Annotated in this window: 20 protein-coding genes; 8 read left to right on the plus strand and 12 right to left on the minus strand. The window is 66.1% G+C overall.

What is annotated here, in order from left to right; genetic code table 11:
* Positions 1–207: 207 nt before the first annotated feature.
* Positions 208–1,107 carry a LysR family transcriptional regulator gene (locus HUT07_RS17340; RefSeq protein ID WP_176021954.1) on the plus strand — a complete coding sequence of 300 codons (900 nt, stop codon included), beginning with the start codon at positions 208–210 and terminating at the stop codon, positions 1,105–1,107.
* 166 nt (positions 1,108–1,273) lie between these two features.
* On the plus strand, positions 1,274–2,881 hold the full coding sequence (locus HUT07_RS17345; protein ID WP_176021955.1) for an ATP-binding cassette domain-containing protein: 1,608 nt from the start codon (positions 1,274–1,276) through the stop codon (positions 2,879–2,881).
* Between the two features lie 158 nt (positions 2,882–3,039).
* Here HUT07_RS17345 and HUT07_RS17350 read toward each other — a convergent pair whose 3' ends face one another.
* Complete coding sequence (locus HUT07_RS17350) at positions 3,040–4,365, minus strand: GTP-binding protein (RefSeq protein ID WP_176021956.1); 1,326 nt, start codon at positions 4,363–4,365, stop codon at positions 3,040–3,042.
* A 69-nt stretch (positions 4,366–4,434) separates the two neighbouring features.
* Here HUT07_RS17350 and HUT07_RS17355 point away from each other — a divergent pair, with 69 nt between their 5' ends.
* Positions 4,435–4,806, plus strand: a complete 372-nt coding sequence (locus tag HUT07_RS17355) for a MerC domain-containing protein (protein ID WP_176021957.1) — start codon at positions 4,435–4,437, stop codon at positions 4,804–4,806.
* Positions 4,807–4,891: 85 nt separating this feature from the next.
* Here the strand turns inward: HUT07_RS17355 and HUT07_RS17360 are convergent, their stop codons facing one another.
* Positions 4,892–5,176 (minus strand): metal-sensing transcriptional repressor, encoded by a 285-nt coding sequence (locus HUT07_RS17360; protein ID WP_176021958.1) that lies wholly within the window; start codon positions 5,174–5,176, stop codon positions 4,892–4,894.
* A 46-nt stretch (positions 5,177–5,222) separates the two neighbouring features.
* Here HUT07_RS17360 and dmeF point away from each other — a divergent pair, with 46 nt between their 5' ends.
* The 3 genes from dmeF (at position 5,223) to HUT07_RS17375 (ending at position 7,696) form a co-directional block, all read left to right on the plus strand.
* Positions 5,223–6,203, plus strand: a complete 981-nt coding sequence (gene dmeF, locus HUT07_RS17365) for a CDF family Co(II)/Ni(II) efflux transporter DmeF (protein ID WP_176021959.1) — start codon at positions 5,223–5,225, stop codon at positions 6,201–6,203.
* Between the two features lie 91 nt (positions 6,204–6,294).
* The gene (locus HUT07_RS17370) at positions 6,295–6,711 is read left to right on the plus strand and encodes a hypothetical protein (protein WP_176021960.1); all 417 of its coding nucleotides are present in this window, start codon (positions 6,295–6,297) and stop codon (positions 6,709–6,711) included.
* A gap of 142 nt (positions 6,712–6,853) precedes the next feature.
* Positions 6,854–7,696: an MnmC family methyltransferase gene (locus HUT07_RS17375; RefSeq protein ID WP_176021961.1), complete on the plus strand. Its 843-nt coding sequence runs from the start codon at positions 6,854–6,856 to the stop codon at positions 7,694–7,696.
* A 3-nt stretch (positions 7,697–7,699) separates the two neighbouring features.
* Here the strand turns inward: HUT07_RS17375 and HUT07_RS17380 are convergent, their stop codons facing one another.
* The 3 genes from HUT07_RS17380 to HUT07_RS17390 form a co-directional block, all read right to left on the minus strand.
* Positions 7,700–8,668, minus strand: a complete 969-nt coding sequence (locus HUT07_RS17380; RefSeq protein WP_176021962.1) for a polysaccharide deacetylase family protein — start codon at positions 8,666–8,668, stop codon at positions 7,700–7,702.
* A 115-nt stretch (positions 8,669–8,783) separates the two neighbouring features.
* Positions 8,784–9,428, minus strand: a complete 645-nt coding sequence (locus tag HUT07_RS17385; protein ID WP_176021963.1) for a hypothetical protein — start codon at positions 9,426–9,428, stop codon at positions 8,784–8,786.
* A gap of 373 nt (positions 9,429–9,801) precedes the next feature.
* A complete protein-coding gene (locus HUT07_RS17390) occupies positions 9,802–10,614 on the minus strand; it encodes an alpha/beta hydrolase (RefSeq protein WP_176021964.1) in 813 nt (270 codons plus the stop codon).
* Between the two features lie 218 nt (positions 10,615–10,832).
* Here HUT07_RS17390 and HUT07_RS17395 point away from each other — a divergent pair, with 218 nt between their 5' ends.
* Positions 10,833–11,312, plus strand: a complete 480-nt coding sequence (locus HUT07_RS17395) for a nuclear transport factor 2 family protein (protein WP_176021965.1) — start codon at positions 10,833–10,835, stop codon at positions 11,310–11,312.
* Between the two features lie 22 nt (positions 11,313–11,334).
* Here the strand turns inward: HUT07_RS17395 and HUT07_RS17400 are convergent, their stop codons facing one another.
* On the minus strand, positions 11,335–11,853 hold the full coding sequence (locus HUT07_RS17400; protein ID WP_176021966.1) for a hypothetical protein: 519 nt from the start codon (positions 11,851–11,853) through the stop codon (positions 11,335–11,337).
* A 173-nt stretch (positions 11,854–12,026) separates the two neighbouring features.
* On the opposite strand from HUT07_RS17400, the gene HUT07_RS17405 reads away from it, so the two are divergent.
* Positions 12,027–12,425, plus strand: a complete 399-nt coding sequence (locus HUT07_RS17405) for an XVIPCD domain-containing protein (RefSeq protein ID WP_176021967.1) — start codon at positions 12,027–12,029, stop codon at positions 12,423–12,425.
* Between the two features lie 30 nt (positions 12,426–12,455).
* Here HUT07_RS17405 and HUT07_RS17410 read toward each other — a convergent pair whose 3' ends face one another.
* The 6 genes from HUT07_RS17410 to HUT07_RS17435 form a co-directional block, all read right to left on the minus strand.
* Positions 12,456–13,424, minus strand: a complete 969-nt coding sequence (locus HUT07_RS17410) for an XVIPCD domain-containing protein (protein ID WP_176021968.1) — start codon at positions 13,422–13,424, stop codon at positions 12,456–12,458.
* The gene (locus tag HUT07_RS17415) at positions 13,424–14,257 is read right to left on the minus strand and encodes a hypothetical protein (RefSeq protein WP_176021969.1); all 834 of its coding nucleotides are present in this window, start codon (positions 14,255–14,257) and stop codon (positions 13,424–13,426) included. Before HUT07_RS17415 ends, HUT07_RS17410 begins: the two co-directional genes overlap by 1 nt.
* 16 nt (positions 14,258–14,273) lie before the next feature.
* Positions 14,274–15,434 (minus strand): YncE family protein, encoded by a 1,161-nt coding sequence (locus HUT07_RS17420; protein ID WP_176021970.1) that lies wholly within the window; start codon positions 15,432–15,434, stop codon positions 14,274–14,276.
* 180 nt (positions 15,435–15,614) lie between these two features.
* Positions 15,615–16,625 (minus strand): XVIPCD domain-containing protein, encoded by a 1,011-nt coding sequence (locus HUT07_RS17425; protein ID WP_176021971.1) that lies wholly within the window; start codon positions 16,623–16,625, stop codon positions 15,615–15,617.
* 2 nt (positions 16,626–16,627) lie between these two features.
* The gene (locus HUT07_RS17430; RefSeq protein ID WP_176021972.1) at positions 16,628–17,263 is read right to left on the minus strand and encodes a hypothetical protein; all 636 of its coding nucleotides are present in this window, start codon (positions 17,261–17,263) and stop codon (positions 16,628–16,630) included.
* The gene (locus HUT07_RS17435) at positions 17,260–18,186 is read right to left on the minus strand and encodes an XVIPCD domain-containing protein (RefSeq protein ID WP_176021973.1); all 927 of its coding nucleotides are present in this window, start codon (positions 18,184–18,186) and stop codon (positions 17,260–17,262) included. The genes HUT07_RS17430 and HUT07_RS17435 overlap by 4 nt, the downstream gene beginning before the upstream one ends.
* Positions 18,187–18,635 lie beyond the last annotated feature (449 nt).

An 18,635-nucleotide genomic window follows, 5' to 3' on the forward strand; every position in this document is an offset into this window, starting at 1 on the left:
GGTCGCCACGGTAGGCAGCTGCGGCGCCGGCAAAAAGCGGGGTCGGGCTCCGGGCATCATGGACCGCAGGGTCCGCAATCGGCATGATGCCCGGAACCACTGGGCCGCACCGAGCCCCCAGGCGCCCGCACCGCACTGTTGCACCCGCCGCGTCACTGGGCAGGTCGGCAGCCGCCTACCCTGCCCTCTTTCGCAGCGACCGTCCCCATGTCCGTCCTCGACAACCTGGCCAACCTGCAGACCTTCGTGCACGCTGCCGACACCCGCAGCTTCGTCGACACCGGCCGCGTGCAGGGCATCTCCGCTTCGGCCGCCGGCAAGTGCGTGGCCCGGCTTGAACAGGCACTCGGCGTGCGCTTGTTCCACCGAAGTACGCGCAGCATCACCCTCACCGCCGAGGGCCAGTTGTTCCTGGCACGCTGCCGGCGCATCCTCGACGAGCGCGACGCCGCACGCACCGAACTGGCCCAGCAGCATGCGGCACCCAGCGGCACCCTGCGCATCAGCCTGCCGCTGGTGGGCGACCTCACCCTGCCGCTGATGGCCGAGTTCATGGCGGCCTATCCGGACATCCGCCTGGAGCTGGATTTCTGCGATCGTCTGGTCGATGTCATCGAGGAAGGGTTCGATGCCGTGCTGCGCGTCGGCGAGCCCAGCGATTCACGCCTGACCGCGCGCCGCCTCGGTGTGTTCCCTCGCCGCGTGGTTGCATCGCCTGCCTACCTGCAACGGCAGGGCACGCCACAGGTGCCGGCGGACCTGTTGCAGCACCGCCTGCTGCATTACCGCTTCCCCAGCACCGGCAAACTCGAACCGTGGCCGATTCTCTGGCCAGAGGGCGAAGCAGCGCAGGAACTGCCGGTGCACATGGTCGCCAACACCATCGAGGCGCGGGTGGCACTGGCACTGCGCGACGGTGGCCTCGCCTTCGTGCCGGTGCATTCGGTGCGCGATGCACTGGCGGATGGCCGGCTGGTCACGGTGCTCGACGAGCACGTGCATTCCTGCGGCATCTTCCACCTGTTGTGGCCTTCCGGCCGTCATGTGCTGCCGAAGCTGCGGGTGTTCATCGAATTCGTCGGCGCGCGGCTGGATACGGTGCCGTAACGCGGCGCAGTGGCCGCGACCATTCAGCTCGCGGCGCTATACTGCGCACTCATTCCTGCAAGAGGCTCGCGACCAATGCGCCAGTGATGCCGCCGTCTTCGCACTAGACGGCCCGACTCTTCCCGCCCCTGCGCGCAGGGGAGAACCAGGCATCCATGGAGGTCGCATGACTTCGCATTCCCTCACGCTCGATCGCGTGTCGTATCGGTTGGCCGATGGCCGTCCGCTGTTTTCCGATCTGTCCTTTTCCTTCGAACCGGTGGCCACCGGCCTGGTCGGCGCCAATGGTGTGGGCAAGAGCGTGCTCGCGCGCCTGCTCGCTGGCCAGCTGTCGCCCGACGAGGGCCAGGTGCACCGCAGTGGCCAGGTATTCCTGTTGCCCACACCCGGCTATCCGCCACGTGGCACGGTGGGCGAACTGGCCGGCGTAGGCGCCGAACTGGCGGCGCTGGCACGCATCGAAGCAGGCAGCGTGGATGAGGTCGATTTCGCCTGCATCGGCGACCGCTGGAACCTGCGCGAACGCCTGCTGCAGCAGTGGCAGGCACTACAGCTGCCGGCCGATCTTGATCCTTCCCAGCCCGCCGCGCGGCTCAGTGGTGGCCAGGCGATGCAGGTCGCCCTGTCCGGTGCATGGGCCAGCGGTGCTGACTGGCTGATCCTTGACGAGCCGAGCAATCACCTCGATGCCCATCATCGCCGCCAGCTGCATGCACAGCTGCAGCAATGGCAGGGCGGTCTGCTGGCGATCAGCCACGACCGTGGCCTGCTCTCGCAGGTGACGCAGATCGTCGAACTGGACGCGCACGGCCTGCATCGTTACGGCGGCCCATGGCAGCACTATGCGGACGTCCGTGCCGCCGAACGCGAGGCCGCCACCGCCCAGCTCGACCACGTCCGTGCCCAGTACCGGCAGCAGCAACGCAGCGCGCGCGAGCAGCACGAGCGTCAGCAGCAGCGCCAGGCACGCGGCAACCGCGAGGCGCGCGAGGCCAACCAGGCACCGATCCTGCTCGGCCGGCAGAAGCAGCGCGCCGAAGCAAGCCACGGGCGCGCGCAGCAGATCCAGAGCGATCGCCTGCAGGCCAGCGCGGCACAGGTACGCGCCGCCGCCGCAGCGGTGCACGTGACGCCGGAACTGGCGTTGTTCAGTGGCGAAGGCGAACGTGGTCACGCCCGTTTGCTGCAGGCGCATGACCTGGTGCTGCCACGCGGTTGTCGTGCGCCACTGCAGCTGGAGATCCGTCGGGGCCAGCGCATTGCCGTGGTCGGCAACAACGGCAGCGGCAAGTCGACGCTGCTGCGCGTGCTCGCCGGCGAGTTGCCTGCTGACAGTGGGCAGGTGCAGCGGCATGCGCCCCTTGCCCTGCTCGACCAGCAACTGCTGAACCTGCGCAGCACGGCGAGCATTCTCGAGGCAGTGCAGGCTGCCCATCCCACGGCCGATCCGGCTGAGCTGCGCACGCGGTTGGCGTTGCTGGGCCTGGATGCACAGCGCATCCAGCGTCCCGCCGACAGCCTCAGCGATGGTGAGCGGGTGAAAGGTGCGCTGGCCAGCGTGCTGTATGCCGATCCCGCCCCGCAACTGCTGTTGCTGGACGAGCCGGGCAACGCGCTGGACCTGGCCGCGCTGCAGGCGTTGGAAGAACTGCTGGCGGCATGGCCGGGGGCGTTGCTGATGGTCAGCCATGACACGCACCTGCTGCAGGCGTTGCGGCCAACGCAGGTGCTGCAGGTGAGTGAGGCAGGTTGGCAGTGGCGGGATGCGTTGTAGAGCAGAGCCCTGCTCGGCCCCTGCCGATTCTCATCCACGCATGGCGTGGATCTACTGTGCAGCAAGGCCTCCACATCCAATGGAAGCGGTGAACTGTAGAGCCGAGACCATGCTCGGCTCCTGCAGTCGCTCATCCACGCATGGCGTGGATCTACCCGTCAGCGCTTCCACACCGGGAACGCTTGTGGCATCTGCTGCCACAGCAATGGCCCTGCCTGCAGTTCGGTATCGTTGAGCAGGCAGGCGTCCAGTGTCGAGCGCACCACGCGCTCGTCCATGTGCACGCCGATCACCACGAGCTCCTGCCGACGGTCACCCCACAGCGGGTGCCACAGGCGTGCCATCGCCGAGTGCGCAGCCGCGTCCGGGAATTCCTGTGCATCGGGCAACGGCGCGCTCCAGCAATCGGCCTGCTGCCGTGCCCAACCCAGATCGCTGTAGGGCAGCGGTGTCGGCGGCAGCAGCGGTGTGGTGTCCTCCAGACCGGCGCGCACACGCTCGCGCGCCGCATACCAGAAGCCCGCCGCCTGCGTGCGCGTGGCCGCGCCCACACTGTTCAACTCACCCACCCAATCCATGCGGTTGGCCAGCCAGAACCAACCCTTGCTGCGGATCACCCCCGGCATGCCATGCTGCAGCGTGCGTGCGAAGCGGGCCGGGTGGAACGGCCGTCGCGAGCGGTAGACGAAGCTGGCAATGCCGTACTCCTCGGTTTCCGGCGTGTGCTCGCCGCGCAGCTCCTTCACCCATCCCGGGGCCTGCTGCGCGCGCTCAAAATCGAAGCGGCCGGTATCCAGCAGCTCGGCAAGCGGCACGTCGCCGAAACGGGACAGCAGCACCCTCGCATCACGGTTCAAGCCGCGCAGCACCGCCAGCGTGTCCTGCAGCACTTCGTCATCGACCTGGTCGACCTTGCTGACCACGATCACGTCGGCGAACTCGACCTGCTCGCACAGCAGGTCGACCACGCCGCGGTCATCGTCCGGCCCCGCCTGCTGGCCGCGTTCGGCCAGGCGCAGCGTCGAACCGAAATCGGCCAGGAAGGCACTACCGTCGACCACCGTCACCATGGTGTCCAGCCGCGCGATATCGCTGAGACTGAAACCGTGCTCATCACGCACTGCGAAGGTGGCTGCTACGGGCATCGGCTCGCCGATCCCGGTCGATTCGATCAGCAGGTAGTCGTAGCGGCCGCTGTCGGCCAGGCGCCGGACCTCCTGCAGCAGATCATCGCGCAGCGTGCAGCAGATGCAGCCATTGCTGAACTCCACCAGCGTCTCTTCGGTGCGACGCAGTTCTGCGCCGCCATCGCGCACCAGCTGCGCATCGATGTTGACCTCACTCATGTCGTTGACGATCACCGCCACGCGAAGGCCATCGCGGTTGCGCAGGATCTGGTTGAGCAGGGTGGTCTTGCCGGCCCCAAGGAAGCCGGACAGCACGGTGACCGGAAGGCGACGGTCGGCGCGGGAAACAGTGTTCATGTCGGAGCGGGTTGGCTGCGGAACGGAAATGTTACTGTATAACAATTGTCGCGCAAGGAACCTCCCCGCATGAAGTCGCCCTCCGCCGCCCTGCTTGATGCCGGTGCCGTCGCCCTGTCCAGCCTGTGCCTGCTGCATTGCCTGGCACTGCCCCTGCTGGCGGCCGCGCTGCCGCTGTTCGGCGTCTGGGCCGAAGCGGAATGGGTGCACCTGGTCTTCGTGGCCATCGCGATGCCGACGACCGGCTTCGCCCTGTGGCGGGCCGAACGCCGCCACCCCCTGCCTGCGCTGGCGTGGTTGAGCGCCGGCATCGGCCTGGCCCTGCTGATGGCCGGGGCGCTGGCGCTGCCCTCGCATGACTGGGAAACACCGCTGACCGTCACCGGCAGCCTGCTGCTTGCGGCAACGCATATCTGGAACGCGCGGCGCCGGCATCGGTAAGCGCGGTAGTGCCGGCCGCTGGCCGGCAACTACAGGCTACGTCCACGGTTCATGAGGTTGCCGGCCAGCGGCCGCCACTACCCCGCTATTTGCCGTAGCGGCGCAGCAGCTCCACCAGCACTTCGGCCTCGGCGGCCCGCTGTTGCGGGTCCTCGGCGCCCACCACGTGTTCCTGCAGGTGCTCGTGCAGCAGCTCCATCAGCAGGCTGTGGGCAGCGCCACGCACGGCGGCCACCTGCACCAGCACGTCGGCGCAGTCGCCTGCCTCGCCCTCGGGCGCATTCAATGCCTGTTCCAACGCCGCCACCTGGCCGCCTATGCGGCGGACCCGGGTCAGCAGCTGCTTTCGATTCCTGTGTACATGTGCCATGACCGGATCATATACCCTATAGGGGTATCCATCCAACACTGCCGCCATGCACCTGGACACCCTCGCCGCCGCCCGCCGCCACGAACACCGCTTCGACGACGGCAACCCGCTGGCCGAACGCAACACCCGTCGCGCCATGTGGCTCACCGTCAGCATGATGCTGGTCGAGATCGTCGGTGGCTGGTGGTTCAATTCCATGGCGGTGCTCGCCGACGGCTGGCACATGAGCTCGCACGCACTGGCGCTGGGCCTCTCGGTGTTCGCCTACCGCTGCGCGCGCCGCTACGCGCACGACCCGCGCTTTGCCTTTGGCACCTGGAAGATCGAGATCCTGGCCGGCTACACCAGCGCCATCGCCCTGCTCGGCGTCGCCGCACTGATGTCGGTGCAATCGCTGGAACGGCTGTGGGTGCCCGCGCCCATCCACTACGACGAAGCCATCGCCATCGCTGCGGTTGGCCTGGGCGTGAACCTGCTGTGCGCGTGGTGGCTGCACGACAGCCCTGGCCACGCGCATCACCACCACGGGCACGGCCACGATCATGGCGAACACCACGGGCATGATCACGCGCACCACGATCACGACCACGCGCACGGCCACGATCTGAACCTGCGTTCGGCCTACGTGCACGTGCTGGCCGACGCCGCCACCTCGGTGCTGGCCATCGTCGCCCTGCTGGGCGGCAAGCTGCTCGGCCTGACTTGGCTGGATCCGGTGATGGGCCTGGTCGGCGCGGTGCTGGTTACCGTGTGGGCGATCGGCCTGCTGCGCGACAGCGGCCGCATCCTGCTGGACGCGCAGATGGACGCGCCGGTGGTGGCCGAGGTCCGCGAGGTGATCGAGCAGGGCCCGTGGCCGGCACGCCTGGCCGACCTGCACGTGTGGCAGGTGGGCCGCGGCAAGTACGCCGTCGCCGCCAGTGTGGTCACCAGTGATGTCACCCTCGATCCGGACACCGTGCGCCAGGCACTGGCGATCCATGAAGAACTGGTGCACGTCACCGTGGAGATCCATCGCAGCGCGTGACCCCGGTGGGGCGCGTTTCTTGCCGAAAACCTGTACCGGGCGCCACCGCGTACTGCCTACACTGGCCGCACCTGCCCCGTCGGGACATCCCATGCGCGCGCTCCGCCTGCTGCTGCCCGGTGCCCTCCTGCTGCTGGTGGCCTGTTCCGGCGACACCCAGCTGCCGTTCTCCTCCGACCCGATGCTCGGCTGCTTCGCCACCAGCCCGCGCAAGTCCGCCGAGTTCCGCATCGAGAAGGAAGGAAGCCAGTACTTCGTGTCCTTCGAGCGCGACGGCCAATGGCAGCGCGAACCCAATGCGCTGTACAAGGCCAGCCGCAGCGACATCCAGCAGTACTTCCGCGACGACGCCGAGCAGATCGACAGCGCACTGATCCGCGTGGCCGGTGGCTTCGGCATCTTCCACGTCAAGGATGGCGCCACGTTGAAGGCCCGGGCACGCGACAGTGACTACATGGCGCTGTTGCTGATCGGTGCGGGGCCGGTGTATGCGGTGAAGTGCGAATAACGTGCAGTTCTTCCCGTGGCGGATATCTGGATGCGCGCATTCCGGGCTACAGCAGGCGATGCGGCAGCGGCACCTGCCACGGCCTTCAGCCGTGCAACAGCTGCGGTACCATGCCCTCCCCCGAACCACCCCTGTACCCACCGTGCCCCACTACTCCGGCCCCCTGCTGACCCGTGACAGCACTGACACCCTGCGCCGTGCCCACGACAAGGGCGCCACCGAATGGCAGGGCTCGCTCGATCTGGGCCGCAACGAAGAGGCGGCGCAGCTGGACGCCGAGGGGTTCACCTTCCGTGGCCAGCACTACCCGTGGCCGGGCAAGCTGAAGGACCGCACCCTGTACTACTGGGATGGCGAGGAGTTCTCCGCCATCTCCCGCTTCAGCGGCTCGCTGATCAAGCTGGTGCCGACCGAATGGGGCGCACCGACCTTCGAGATCGACGGCATCAAGATGCTGCCGACCTCCAAACTGTCGCCGTTCGAGGACGCGCGCCGTAAGGTTGAGCTGGTCGCCCCGGCCGGCAAGATGATCCTCGATACCTGCGGTGGCCTGGGTTACTTCGCCGCCTGCGCGCTGGAAGCTGGCGTCGGCCAGATCCGCTCGTTCGAAAAGAACGCCGACGTGATGTGGCTGCGCACACTCAACCCGTGGTCGCCCGATCCGGATTCAGCCGCCGCAGGCGGTCGCCTGCAGTTCAGCCACGGTGACGTGTCGCAGCAGATCGAACAGGTGGCCAGCAACAGCGTCGACGCGATCCTGCATGACCCGCCGCGCTTCGGCATCGCCGGTGAGCTGTATTCGCAGGTGTTCTACGACCACCTCGCCCGCGTCATCCGCAAGGGCGGTCGTCTGTTCCACTACACCGGCGCGCCAAACAAGCTGACCAGTGGCCGCGACGTGCCGCGCGAAGTGGCCAAGCGCCTGGAAAAGGCAGGCTTCAAGGCCGAGCTGGCGCTGGACGGCGTGCTGGCTGTGAAGCGCTGAGCCTCACTCGCCATCCACCTTGGCCAGCTTCATCACCCACTTCGGCACGACCGGCTCGCCGGCATAGAAATCCTTGGGCTTGTTCTCGGCCATCGCCCAGCGGTGCAGCCAGCTCGGCCCATAGCGACCGCTGTAGCCCTCCGCACCGCGCGCATAGGCGGGGTCGCGCACGGCCTCCTGCAGCGACACGAAGCGATAGCCACGACGCTTGGTGGCCGCCACCAGCTCGGCGAAGGTCGCCGCATTGAGTTCGTTGGCATGCATCAGCCACACCTGCGGCACCGCATACCCCAGCAGCGCCAGCGACTGCTTCTCGTAGTAATCCACCTTGTTCAGCATGTACGGCACATAGCCCTTGCGCAGGCTCGCCAGCGTCGCCTCGCGCTCGGCTGAATCGGGCTGCTCGTTCATCACGTTGGCATAGGCGAAGGCCCACACCCACTCGCCGTTGTCGACCGTCACAGGCGCGACGCGGTAGCCATGCTGCTTGAAGAACACGTCCATCGCCGCGCGATCTTCCGGCGTGCGGCCGGCACGCAGATACGGATGACGCATCCACTGTGGCGTCTGCCCACGCTCGGCCAGCAGCGGTCGCAGCACGTGCTCGCCGCGCAGGAAATCCTGCTGGAATGCCGCCACGCCCTTGGCGTTGAGGTCCATGTGTGACCAGGTGTGGTTGCCCAGCTCGTAGCCGGCATCCAACCAATCGCGCAGCATCTGCACGCGCGCCGGCTGCACCTGGCCATCCACTTCCAGCTTGTTCTCGTTGACGAAGCCGATCACCGGCACCTCAGCTTGGCGCAGCTGTGCCATCAACGCAGCATGGCGCGCCTGCAGGTCCGTCGGCACGATCTCATCCAGGCGCGCCCACGGCAGATCGTCGATGGTCACCGCGATGCGCCGATCGACTTCGGCGGCATGGACGGTCAATGACAGCAACAGCAACGGCAACGCACGCAGGAACAGACGCATCGGTACATCCATGGGATGAGGATGCAGCGACTGTAACGCGATTGGGCCTTGCAGCCGAGCATGGACAGGCGTTGCGGCGCCAGGCCGAGTCAGTCGGCGATATCCGCACCGGGCCTCAGAGCTGGGTCAATTGCGAAGTGGTGCGCCACAGCCACAGGCCAATCACCATCGCCGCCATCAGCACTCCGCACAGTACGATGGCCAGCACGTCAGGTGCGTGTGGCGGCATCAGGTCGGCCTTGGCGAAGAGCTGCAGCAACCATCGCCGCATCGACGGCGGCGGCGCATGTCCGTCCGGCGCCAGATCTGTCATGCATGCAGCAGGCAAGGCGGTGATGATGCCCTCCCAGGCATGGTCATACAGTCGCAGCATCGCGCCGGCCAGCAACAGCGCCGCCGCGTGCAGGGCCAGCAGGCCCCACGCGCTGCGGCGTAGCGATGCATCAGCATGGCGCAGCCAGTGCACGCTCACCGACAGTGCACCCAGCACAGCAAGCAACAGGGCTGCCATCGGCAACCAGCTCAGCTGCTGCCAGCCATCCAATGCGGCGGCACGCGCCAGCAGGTGCTCGGCAACCTGCATCCGGGCAGCAGCATCGTTGCCGCCGCAAGCACGCGTCAGCGGCTCCAGCAGCAGGCCCATGCGGTGGTGGAAGTAGCCTACGGCCAGGCCAACCGACAGCAAGGCCACCACATGCAGCAGAAACAGCATCAGGCCGGCGCCGAAGAAGCGCCCGAGGCGGGCAGTGAAGGCGGTCATCGATGTATCCCCAGCGAATGACGCGCATGCTAGCCAAGCCAACTGCCGCTGTCGGCTGGCAGATGCGACACCACCACGTGTGGTGGCCGATCATGCTCACTCCATGCAGGGGCACTGGCGATTGCAGACGGGGGGCTGGCAGCCGTGGGCGTCGCGCCACACCGCAATCAGTAACGCTTCAACCGCGCGGTAGTTTGGCCGCCCACATGTTATCCACCAGGTTCGGGTAGCGCCGCCCATTCTCTTCCGCACGCTGCCGCGCCGCCGCCTTCTGCGACTCCGTCAAAGGCTGCGCCTTCTGGCCCTTCGGGTTGGGCTTCTTCCAGGGCGGGGTGCGGGCAGTTGGCATGTGCTGATGATGCCGTAGTCGGCGTTACTTCTTCAGGAATTCCAGCAGGGCCAGATTGAAGTCGTCGGCGTGGCTGGTGTTGCAACCATGCGGTGCATGCTTCAGCACCACCACCTCGCTGCCGGCGATGGCCGCGTGCGTACGCTTGCCTGAACCTTCGAACGGCACCGTCGCGTCGCTGTCACCGTGCAGTACCAGCGTCGGTACCGTCACCTTCTTCAGGTCCGTACGGAAATCGGTGGTGGCGAACGCCTTCATGCATCCCAGCGCAGCAGTCTGGTCGGACTGATGGGCGAGCGCGATAGCGGCCTGACGTTCGTCCTCAGTGACCATCAGCTTGTCGTCGGCACTGAAGAAATCACGGGTGAAGCCATCAAAGAACGCTTCCCGGTCGTTCTCCAGCCCCTGGCGCATCTCATCCGCCTTTTCCTGGGTGAGCGGCCCGTCCGGGTTGTCCGCACCCTTCAACAGGAACGGCGGTACGGCCGAAGCGAACACTACGCTGTGCAAGCGACCCTCTCCGTGGTTGGCGATGTAACGGGCCACTTCGCCACCGCCCATCGAGAAGCCGACCAACGAGACATCGCGCAGATCACGCTCGTCGATCAGGCCAGCCAGATCAGCGGCCAGGGTGTCGTACTCATAGCCGTCGGCGGGCTTTTCCGAGCGACCGAAGCCACGGCGGTCGTAGCTGATCACGCGGTAACCCGCATCGCGCAGCAACGGCACCTGGGCTTTCCATGACTCGGCCGACAGTGGCCAGCCGTGGATCAGGATCACAGGGCGGCCGGTGCCGCCGGTGTCTTCGATGTGCAGGCGGACGGAGGGGGTAGGCATGGGCGCTCCTGGGGAGAATGAAGAACCCAGCCTAGGTACCTGCATCGGAGCCGCCCGTGATGGAATCGGCGCAGGCCATGACACCGCCTACACGGGCCAGCAGCGGTTCGCACCCGCCAGCGCGGCATTGGTCGGCCCCTGCCCCAGCTTCGTCAGCAACCGCTTACGGTGGCACGGCGCCCGTGCCAGTCTGCGCCGGTCCTCAACGGAGCCATGCCATGCTGCTCGCCCTGCCCCTGCTTGCCGCCGCACTCGCCGGCACCTCCCCCGCCAGCGACACCCTGCGCGAGCAGATCCGCGCGGCCGACATGCAACTGTTCGCCGCAGCGTTCGACGCCTGCGACGCCGACAAGGCCGCCGCGATGACCACCGAAGACATGGAATTCTTCCATGACAAGGACGGCAAGTCCGCCAGCAGTCGCGCCGACTTCCGGCGCAGCGTGGCCAATCTATGCGACAACGCGCGCAAGGGCGGCTGGCACCTGCGACGCGAGCTGGTGGAGAGTTCGCTGCAGGTCTTTCCGCTGCAGGATGATCGCGCCCTGGAAATCGGTGATCACCGCTTTCACGAGCGTGGCGCCGATGGCGTTGAGCGCTGGACCGGCCAGGCCCGTTTCATCCAGGTCTGGCGACGGGTGGACGGCCAATGGCAGGCCGAGCGCGTGATCAGCTACGACCACCGCCCAGCGGACAAATGATCGTCAGCGCCGCAGCGCCCGCTCAGTCACGCAGGTTGATGGCGCGCGTCAGCATCCAGCAGCCGTAGCGGCGCGCGAAGATATAGGTATCGCGCTCGGTGTCGCTGCCGAAGGTTACGCGCTGCCCGTTGTCATCGATGGGCGCGATCTGCGTGGGTGCGGTGTAGGTGCCTGCACGCATGCGCTCGAGCGCGGCCGGGTCACGGCTGACCGGTGATGGCACGAACAGATCGAACGCAGCGAGGTAGCGATAGCTGAAACGCTTCAACCGCGCGACGCCCGGTTCCAGCACGACGTGAGTGGGCGCCAGCCCCTCGTGATCGTCGCGCACGGTATGCATCGGCACCTCGTACTCCAGCGGGTCTGAGGTGTAGCGCAGGCGCACCCGGTCATCGGCCGGGTCGGCAAAGCGTTGCAGGAAGCGGGTGAAGTCCTGTGATGGGCAGGCGGGATCATCCGCTGCCACCGGCGCGTCGGCCAGCGCACTACCTGCGCAGGTCCACAGCCCCGCGACCAGCAGCAACCGCGCGGCCGCCTGCATCCGTATCCCGATTGTCTCCCCGTGCACCACGCTCTCCCTCGCTGCCATTGCACCGGACGCCATCCCCTGCGCCGCCGGGCCACAGGCTAGCAACAAAGCAGTTACCGGCGCAGCCCGCGACCGATTTACACTGGCACCATCTGGCCACACGGTAGCGGCCACCTGGAGCCCCGATGACCCCTGACGATTCCCTCCACCAGCAGATCCGCCAGAACGTGGCCGCCCTGGACGAGAAACACGGCCGCGCGTTCGATGCCACCAGCGAGAACGTGGCCGCCAGCCTGGCCGTGAAGGCCCGCGAACAGGGCCTGGAACGCGCCGACCACGTGCTGGTGAGCAATGCCACGGCCAATCATCCTGCCGGCCACAACATCTTCGTAGTGCAGGGCGATCCGGCCAACCCGGCGCACCTGCGCGCGATGCTGCCGACTGCCGTGGCCGCGCAGACGCCGGCCGAGCAGTCGCTGCAGAAGCTGGGGCTGGGTGGGCAGCAGCCGGTGCAGGACCAGCAGCAGACGCTGGATGCGCAGGCGCTGGATCAGCAGCAGAACCCTGCGCATCGGATGGGGTGATGGGACGGTGGCCGGATTGGCGGCCCCGCGTTACACCATGCGCGGCCCGGCCTGTTCCTGCACCTGCCGTTGTTGGATCTCGTCCTGCGTGCGGACCTGCGCGGACTGCGCCAGCTGCTCTGCACGTTCAAACGATGCTTCCGCGGGTGTCTGCGCGGCAAGCGCCGTGTCCATGCTGGCGCGCACGTGGGCCGGGTCGCTGCGCTCGCCCTGCACGATAAAGATCTTCTGCGCGGCATCAGCCTCCTGCGTGCGCTCGCTCAGCAGCACGTGGTCGACCTGGGTCATTCCATTGGATTTGGCCAAGGCGTAAAGGCTGGCACCGATGTTCGCACTGATGACATCGAATGATCGCCCCCTTTCGGCGTCGAGCTTCGCCACCCCCTCGTTGATCTGCGACAGCAGCGGATCATCCCTGTGGTTGGGCGCGCTCTCTGACAGCATCTTCTGCTTCCAGTCGCGCTCCGGCATCGGGTTGTAGTGCTCGGTATTCAGCTCGCTGTCCGGGAACGGCGGCTTGATGCTCTGCACCTCGGGCAGATTGAACAGCACCTTCATCTCGCCTTCGTAGTCCTTGTCGGCGCCCATCCACGTCTGGCGATGAATGCCGGCATGGTTCATCGCTGCCCAAGCAAAATCGGTGCAGCTGTGTGTGATGCCGTTGTACTTCATGTCGAAGCCGTGGGCGGCGGGAGCGGCGGCGAACTCCTGCACCTTTTCGTACTGCTCTTTGGTGATCTCGATCGTGCGGGAGTAGTAGGGGTCCAGATACTGCTCGCTGTCATGGTTGCTCACGCCACCTCGAACGGACCCCAACTGCTTATCCCACTCGCTGATGGGCGGGCCACTCGAATCTGGCTGCAAGCCATAGCTGATGGCCGTTGTACCGTGCTCGAGGTGCACATACATGTGCCCGGTCATCGAGCTTCCGCCGTCCTTCAGCGGTGTACCCGGAGCAGCCAGGTAAACAGTCAACGTGTATCGATCGTCCTTGTTCATCACTTCGACCTCGGTCCATATCCAAGCAACAGTTCAACATTCAACCCCTGGAGATCAGGTCGATCCGAGGGCAGCTCGATGAGTAGACGATAGCGACCTGGTTCCACTCGCGATGCCTCCGCGATCCTGACCACACCGTAGACCCTTCGCTCATCGACAAGGCCTGCACTCCGTAATACGCCTTGCGCCACGCTGCTTACGGTAGTGAAAGGAACCGCGCCATCGGGACCAACTGACAGCTCCGTACGCCGGTCGCGCGAGGTGTAGTTGAGAGGGGTTTCAACCGTCGAATCGCCATCAAGCCGTTGTAGATGCACAAGGGTCGCGAAGGGCCGAACATCGATACGGCTCTGCTGGGCAAGCATGGCCTTCGCGTCCATCCCCCACACGCGCAGACCCAGCATCAGATCGGGGACGGTGCCCGGTCCAGCGGGTGGCAGATCGAATTCGATGTCTACCACCTTGCCCGCCTTGTCCAACGCAATTGGGCGCGTCAACGGCACTACCGTGCGCGCGGCGGCTTCCTCTGCGGTCAGCAGCTTCGGCGCAGGCTCGGGGGGCGTGGCTGTGCAGCCCGCCAGCGCGAGCAGCAGCATGGCTGCGGCAGGCACACGGGCGAATCGCAGAAAGGCATTCGACATTGCAGCATCCATGGTCAGGTCGGCATTCCATAGCAGCCTGTCCCACGACGGGGGCAGGCTGATGGCCGCATCTTCGCATGTACCTGTGAAAGCGCCTGTAGGACAAATCTGAACGACGACCGCAAGCACGGTTTTCTCGTCCGTCGCCACAAACAGCAAGGGGCAGAGCACGTTGCCCTGCCCCTTGGGCACTACAGAAGCGGTTCCGTTACAGCTGAATCCGCGCCACGCTCTCTTCCGAGCCCTTGGCATCCTTCTCGCCGTTCTTGATGCTCACGTACAGCACGTTGTTCTTCGCATCCAGCGCCAGGCTGTTCGGGTGCGTCGGCACGGCGTAGGTGGCCACCTTCTGGTAGCTGTCGCTGTTGTACGCGGTCACCGTCCCGGCTTCGCGGTTGGTCACATACAGACGCTTGCGCGGTGCATCCAGCAGGATGCCCAGCGGGCCGGCGTCGGTCGGGATGCTGGCCAGTTCCTTGCCGTTGCTGCGGTCGAGCACCAGCACGCGCTGTCCCGGGTGCTTGCTGACCAGCCCGCTGCTCTTGGCCTGGTAACCCCGCAGCATTTCCGAGCCCTGGTCGGTCACGAACAGGCGCTTGCCTGCCGGGTCCAGCGCGATGTTCATCGGCTGCTCGGCGCCGATCTTGTGCTGGGCTTCCACCTTGTTGGAGTCCGTGCCCACCACCACCAGATCGGCCAGCAGGTTGCTGGTGTACACGCGCTTGTTGGCGGCATCCAGCGCCAGGCCCGGCGCCTTGGCATTGCCCAGGCCCGGAATGGTGTTGATCACCTTCAAGGTGTTGGTATCGATCACGAACAACACGCTGCTCACATCGGGCTGGCTGCTGTGGCCGGTCACGTACAGACGGTTGGCGGCACTGTCGACCACCAACTCGCGCAGATCGTGGGTGTAAGCGGCCTTGCCGTCCTTGCCGGTCTTCTTCTCCATCAGCTGCACGGTGCCGATGGCCTTGTTCTGTGCGGTGTCGACCACGGTCACCGACAGGTCCACCGTGTTGCCCACGTACAGGCGGTTGTGGGCGTCATCCAGCACCACGCCGAAGGCCTTGCGCTCCAGCGGGATGCGGGTTTCCACGGCGAGCGTAGTCGGGTTCAGGCGCAGCACCTGGGCCGGGCCGGCGTCATCGCCGAAGCCACCGGACGAGGCGACGAACACCGCGTTCTGCTTGGGGCTGTAGGCCAGCTCGTAAAGGCCCTGGGCGACGGCCTGGCGCTGCACGGCGGTGGCGGGGCTGGTGGCGGGGCTGGTGGCGGGGGCGGCGTCAGCGGCGAAGGCGGTCGGAGCACCGAGGCTCAGCGACACGGCGACGGCCAGCGCGGCCGAACGGAAAAGGGAATTGCGGATCATGCGAGCGTCCTTCAATGGGCACGGAGGGTGTCCTGGCTCGCGGGGCCGTTCTTCGACGGCCCGGCCCTGCATCTGTCTGCGCGGGGTGGGGCTGGCTGGGTAGCGGGGGAATGGTAGCAGGTGGGGCCCGTGGCGTCCGCCTGCGGATGCATGGCGGACGCGCGATCCTGCACGGAGCGCCTACGCCATGCGCGGGGCGTGCGCCTGGGCCAGCTGCTGCTCTTCCTGCTGCCGCTGGGCATCACGCTGCGGCTGTGCCTGTGCCAACTGCTCGATGCACTCGAAGGAGGCGGCCACTGGCGTCTGCGCTGCAACGTCAGCCGGCAGACTGGCGCGTTGATGCGCGGGGTCGCTGCGATCGCCTTGCACGATGAAGAGATTGGGTGCTGCATCGCCACGGCGCTCACCGAGCAGCACATCGTCTACGCGAGCGAATTGCTGCTCCTTGGAGAGGGCGAGAAGGCTGGCGCTGACGTTGCCGTTCTGGGCGCCGAAGGTGCCAAGGTCGGCCACCTGCTGATGGAGCTGGTTGAGGCGGGAGTGATCGGCGTGGGATGGATCGGCGGGGGTTCCCGCCGCTGCGATGGAGTTGTTGCGAAGATGCTCGCCGTTCTCGGTGAACATCCACTCCCGGAACGTCTGCTTCGGCATTGGGTTCCATTGCACCTTGTCCAGCTCGCTGCCCTTTACCTGCTGGGGAATGGCGTTGACTGGAAGGACGTTGTCCAAGACTCTGCTGGCCCCTTCGTAGTTCTTGATCTCACCGGCCAAGCCCACCGGACGCATGCCCGCGTGGTTCAGTGCCCCCCAAGCAAAGTCGGTGCAGGCGTTGGAGAAAAAGTCGTAGTTCATGTCGAAGCCGTGCTTCTTCGGGTCGGCCGAGAACTCGAGAATGCGGTCGTACTGCTCCTTGCTGATCTCGATCGTTCGCTCGAAGCGGGGCTTGTCGTAGACCGACACATCCAGGTCATCAACCTTGCCCCTGTTCGGGTTCTCCTTCGTCCCCGCCAAAGTGAAACCAACGCTCTCCGGCAAGGGCTCGCCCGAGCGACGCAGCGACAGGAACATGTGCCCCGCGAACGATGGCTCCAGCAGCAACCTGTTCCCCTCAGCGTCACGTCCGTAACGGGGTGTACCGGGGGCCGCCAGATGGATGGTCACGCTGTAGCGCTCGGCATCGTCCTTGTGCATGTCTACTTTCCTAGTGATTGGTAGCCAACGATCAATTCTGCTTTCAAGCCTTCCAGCTGGGGTCGATCCTCAACAAGATCTACCAACAGAACGTAGCGCCCAGGCGCAATTCCCCCGACCTGCGCCAACTGCAGCGTGCGATAGAGCGCCTCCTCAGAGTACAACCCCGCCTCGGCAAGACTGTTGATATCAACGCTCCCCGTCGTCAGGTCCGTCACCACGCCATCATCTGGGATCTTCTGCGAGTCACGCCCATCGCGGGTGCGCTGCCAGAGCTGTACAGGGCCAGGCGCGCTACCATCAATCCGCTCCAAGCGCAGCCGCGTTGGCAGCCTCCCCAGCGTGATCTTCTCCGACGCATCCAGCAGCCGGCGCGCGTCGGTGTCCTGCAGCCGCAGCCCGACGTTCAGGATCGGAATGGCCGGCTTCTGAGGCGCGGGCAGGTCGAAAGTGACCTCGGCAATCCGCCCGGCCTTCTGCAACTGCACTACCCGTGTAAACGGCACCACGGTGCGGGCTTCGGCCTGCGCTGGTGTCAGAAGCGTGGGCGCAACCTCAGGCGCTGAAGATGCACGGCACGCCGCCAGCATGCCCAGCACAACCAAGGTCACCAGCACCCGCTGCAGTTGCACGATCATTGCTCCTTCAACCGCAGCGAATCGGCCACATCCGTCTGTGCCGCTACTTCCGTAGCAATGCTCGCCCGTCGATGCCCGGGGTCATCGCGGTCGCCCTGCACGATGAAGATGCTCTCCGCCTCATGGCTGCTCTTGGTAGGCCGGCTGAGCAGCACGTGGTCCACGCGGGACAGGTTGTTCTGCTTGGCCAGCACCAGCAAGCTCGCGCTGATGCGCTGGCTGGTGTCGTCGAAGGTACGGCCGTGGGCGGCGTCCAGCTCGGCCACCTTCTGGATCAGCTGCGCGAACAGCCGGTGGTCGGGGTGCGAGGGGTCCAGCAGCGTACCGGCCACTTCCATCGGGCTGGGCGGCGGCTCGTGGCTCGGACGACCGCCTTCGCGATGCAGCCCGGCCTCGCGTTCGGGCATCGGGTGGTGCTGTTCGCCATTCAATTCGCTTGCCGGGAACGGTGCGGCAATGCACTGGATTTCCGGCAGGTTGAACAGCACCGCGAATTCGCCCAGGTTGCTACCGCCATCGAGCGGTGCAGGCTGCGAATGCAGGCCGGCGTAGTGCAGCGCGGCCCAGACGAAATCGCTGCATCGGTTGATGGTGGCCGGGCGATCGACGTCGAAGCCGAACTCGGCCGGCTCCTCGGCGAAATCGCGCAGGCAGCCGTAGTGCTCCTCGCTGATTTCCAGCGTGCGGCTGTAGTACGGGTCGCGGTGCTCGTCGGCGTCGTCGTGCACGACTTCGGCGTACTGCACACCGGCAGCGGCATCACCGGGCGGCAGGCGCGGCGGTGCGAAGCCGTAGCTGTGCGCTTCCTCGCCGGCGGTGGTCTGGAAATACATGTGGCCGCGCGGTGAGCTACCGCCGCTGTTCAGCGGGGTGCCGGGCGCGGCCAGAAAGAGGGTTACCGTGTAGCGTGCTGCTTGCTCCATGCCTGCTCAGCCTTGTTGGGTACTGCGGTCCTGGCCGGATGATCGCATAGGTGGGTTCGCGGGCAGGTGGAGGCGGCCTGGGTGACGGGATTGGCTTGCTGAATGTGTGAACCAGGGAGCAGTACGGTGCGTCAGCGAGCCGGAGTGTGGAGTACAGCAGGGACGCCTCGTATAGTTGACGCATGTGAAGCAATGGACTTGCTTATGGACCTCATCATGAGGCCGCCGACACTGCTGCCGTTGAATGAACGCCTGCGTGGACCAGGCTTTCAGACCGCGACCACTGTGGTTATTGGCTCGAAACTATGCAAGCGGCTATGCAGACGCGGAACGTCCAAGCCCTCGCACAGTCCGTTTTGGGTTGACCATGCGCCGTGTGCGTCCAGCGCGGTTCAACATGTTGCTGGCTGTTACATCCGGCAACGTATCTGTCACCGGCAGGACCAACG

The sequence above is a fragment of the Stenotrophomonas sp. NA06056 genome, from assembly GCF_013364355.1.
Taxonomy (GTDB): domain Bacteria; phylum Pseudomonadota; class Gammaproteobacteria; order Xanthomonadales; family Xanthomonadaceae; genus Stenotrophomonas.

Bases quoted from the DNA above. Each gene is read 5' to 3' on its own strand.
- HUT07_RS17340 (WP_176021954.1), top strand. From the start codon at position 208: ATGTCCGTCCTCGACAACCTGGCCAACCTGCAGACCTTCGTGCACGCT.
- HUT07_RS17345 (WP_176021955.1), top strand. From the start codon at position 1,274: ATGACTTCGCATTCCCTCACGCTCGATCGCGTGTCGTATCGGTTGGCC.
- HUT07_RS17350 (WP_176021956.1), bottom strand. From the start codon at position 4,365: ATGAACACTGTTTCCCGCGCCGACCGTCGCCTTCCGGTCACCGTGCTG.
- HUT07_RS17355 (WP_176021957.1), top strand. From the start codon at position 4,435: ATGAAGTCGCCCTCCGCCGCCCTGCTTGATGCCGGTGCCGTCGCCCTG.
- HUT07_RS17360 (WP_176021958.1), bottom strand. From the start codon at position 5,176: ATGGCACATGTACACAGGAATCGAAAGCAGCTGCTGACCCGGGTCCGC.
- dmeF (WP_176021959.1), top strand. From the start codon at position 5,223: ATGCACCTGGACACCCTCGCCGCCGCCCGCCGCCACGAACACCGCTTC.
- HUT07_RS17370 (WP_176021960.1), top strand. From the start codon at position 6,295: ATGCGCGCGCTCCGCCTGCTGCTGCCCGGTGCCCTCCTGCTGCTGGTG.
- HUT07_RS17380 (WP_176021962.1), bottom strand. From the start codon at position 8,668: ATGCGTCTGTTCCTGCGTGCGTTGCCGTTGCTGTTGCTGTCATTGACC.
- HUT07_RS17385 (WP_176021963.1), bottom strand. From the start codon at position 9,428: ATGACCGCCTTCACTGCCCGCCTCGGGCGCTTCTTCGGCGCCGGCCTG.
- HUT07_RS17390 (WP_176021964.1), bottom strand. From the start codon at position 10,614: ATGCCTACCCCCTCCGTCCGCCTGCACATCGAAGACACCGGCGGCACC.
- HUT07_RS17395 (WP_176021965.1), top strand. From the start codon at position 10,833: ATGCTGCTCGCCCTGCCCCTGCTTGCCGCCGCACTCGCCGGCACCTCC.
- HUT07_RS17400 (WP_176021966.1), bottom strand. From the start codon at position 11,853: ATGCAGGCGGCCGCGCGGTTGCTGCTGGTCGCGGGGCTGTGGACCTGC.
- HUT07_RS17405 (WP_176021967.1), top strand. From the start codon at position 12,027: ATGACCCCTGACGATTCCCTCCACCAGCAGATCCGCCAGAACGTGGCC.
- HUT07_RS17410 (WP_176021968.1), bottom strand. From the start codon at position 13,424: ATGAACAAGGACGATCGATACACGTTGACTGTTTACCTGGCTGCTCCG.
- HUT07_RS17420 (WP_176021970.1), bottom strand. From the start codon at position 15,434: ATGATCCGCAATTCCCTTTTCCGTTCGGCCGCGCTGGCCGTCGCCGTG.
- HUT07_RS17425 (WP_176021971.1), bottom strand. From the start codon at position 16,625: ATGCACAAGGACGATGCCGAGCGCTACAGCGTGACCATCCATCTGGCG.
- HUT07_RS17430 (WP_176021972.1), bottom strand. From the start codon at position 17,263: ATGATCGTGCAACTGCAGCGGGTGCTGGTGACCTTGGTTGTGCTGGGC.
- HUT07_RS17435 (WP_176021973.1), bottom strand. From the start codon at position 18,186: ATGGAGCAAGCAGCACGCTACACGGTAACCCTCTTTCTGGCCGCGCCC.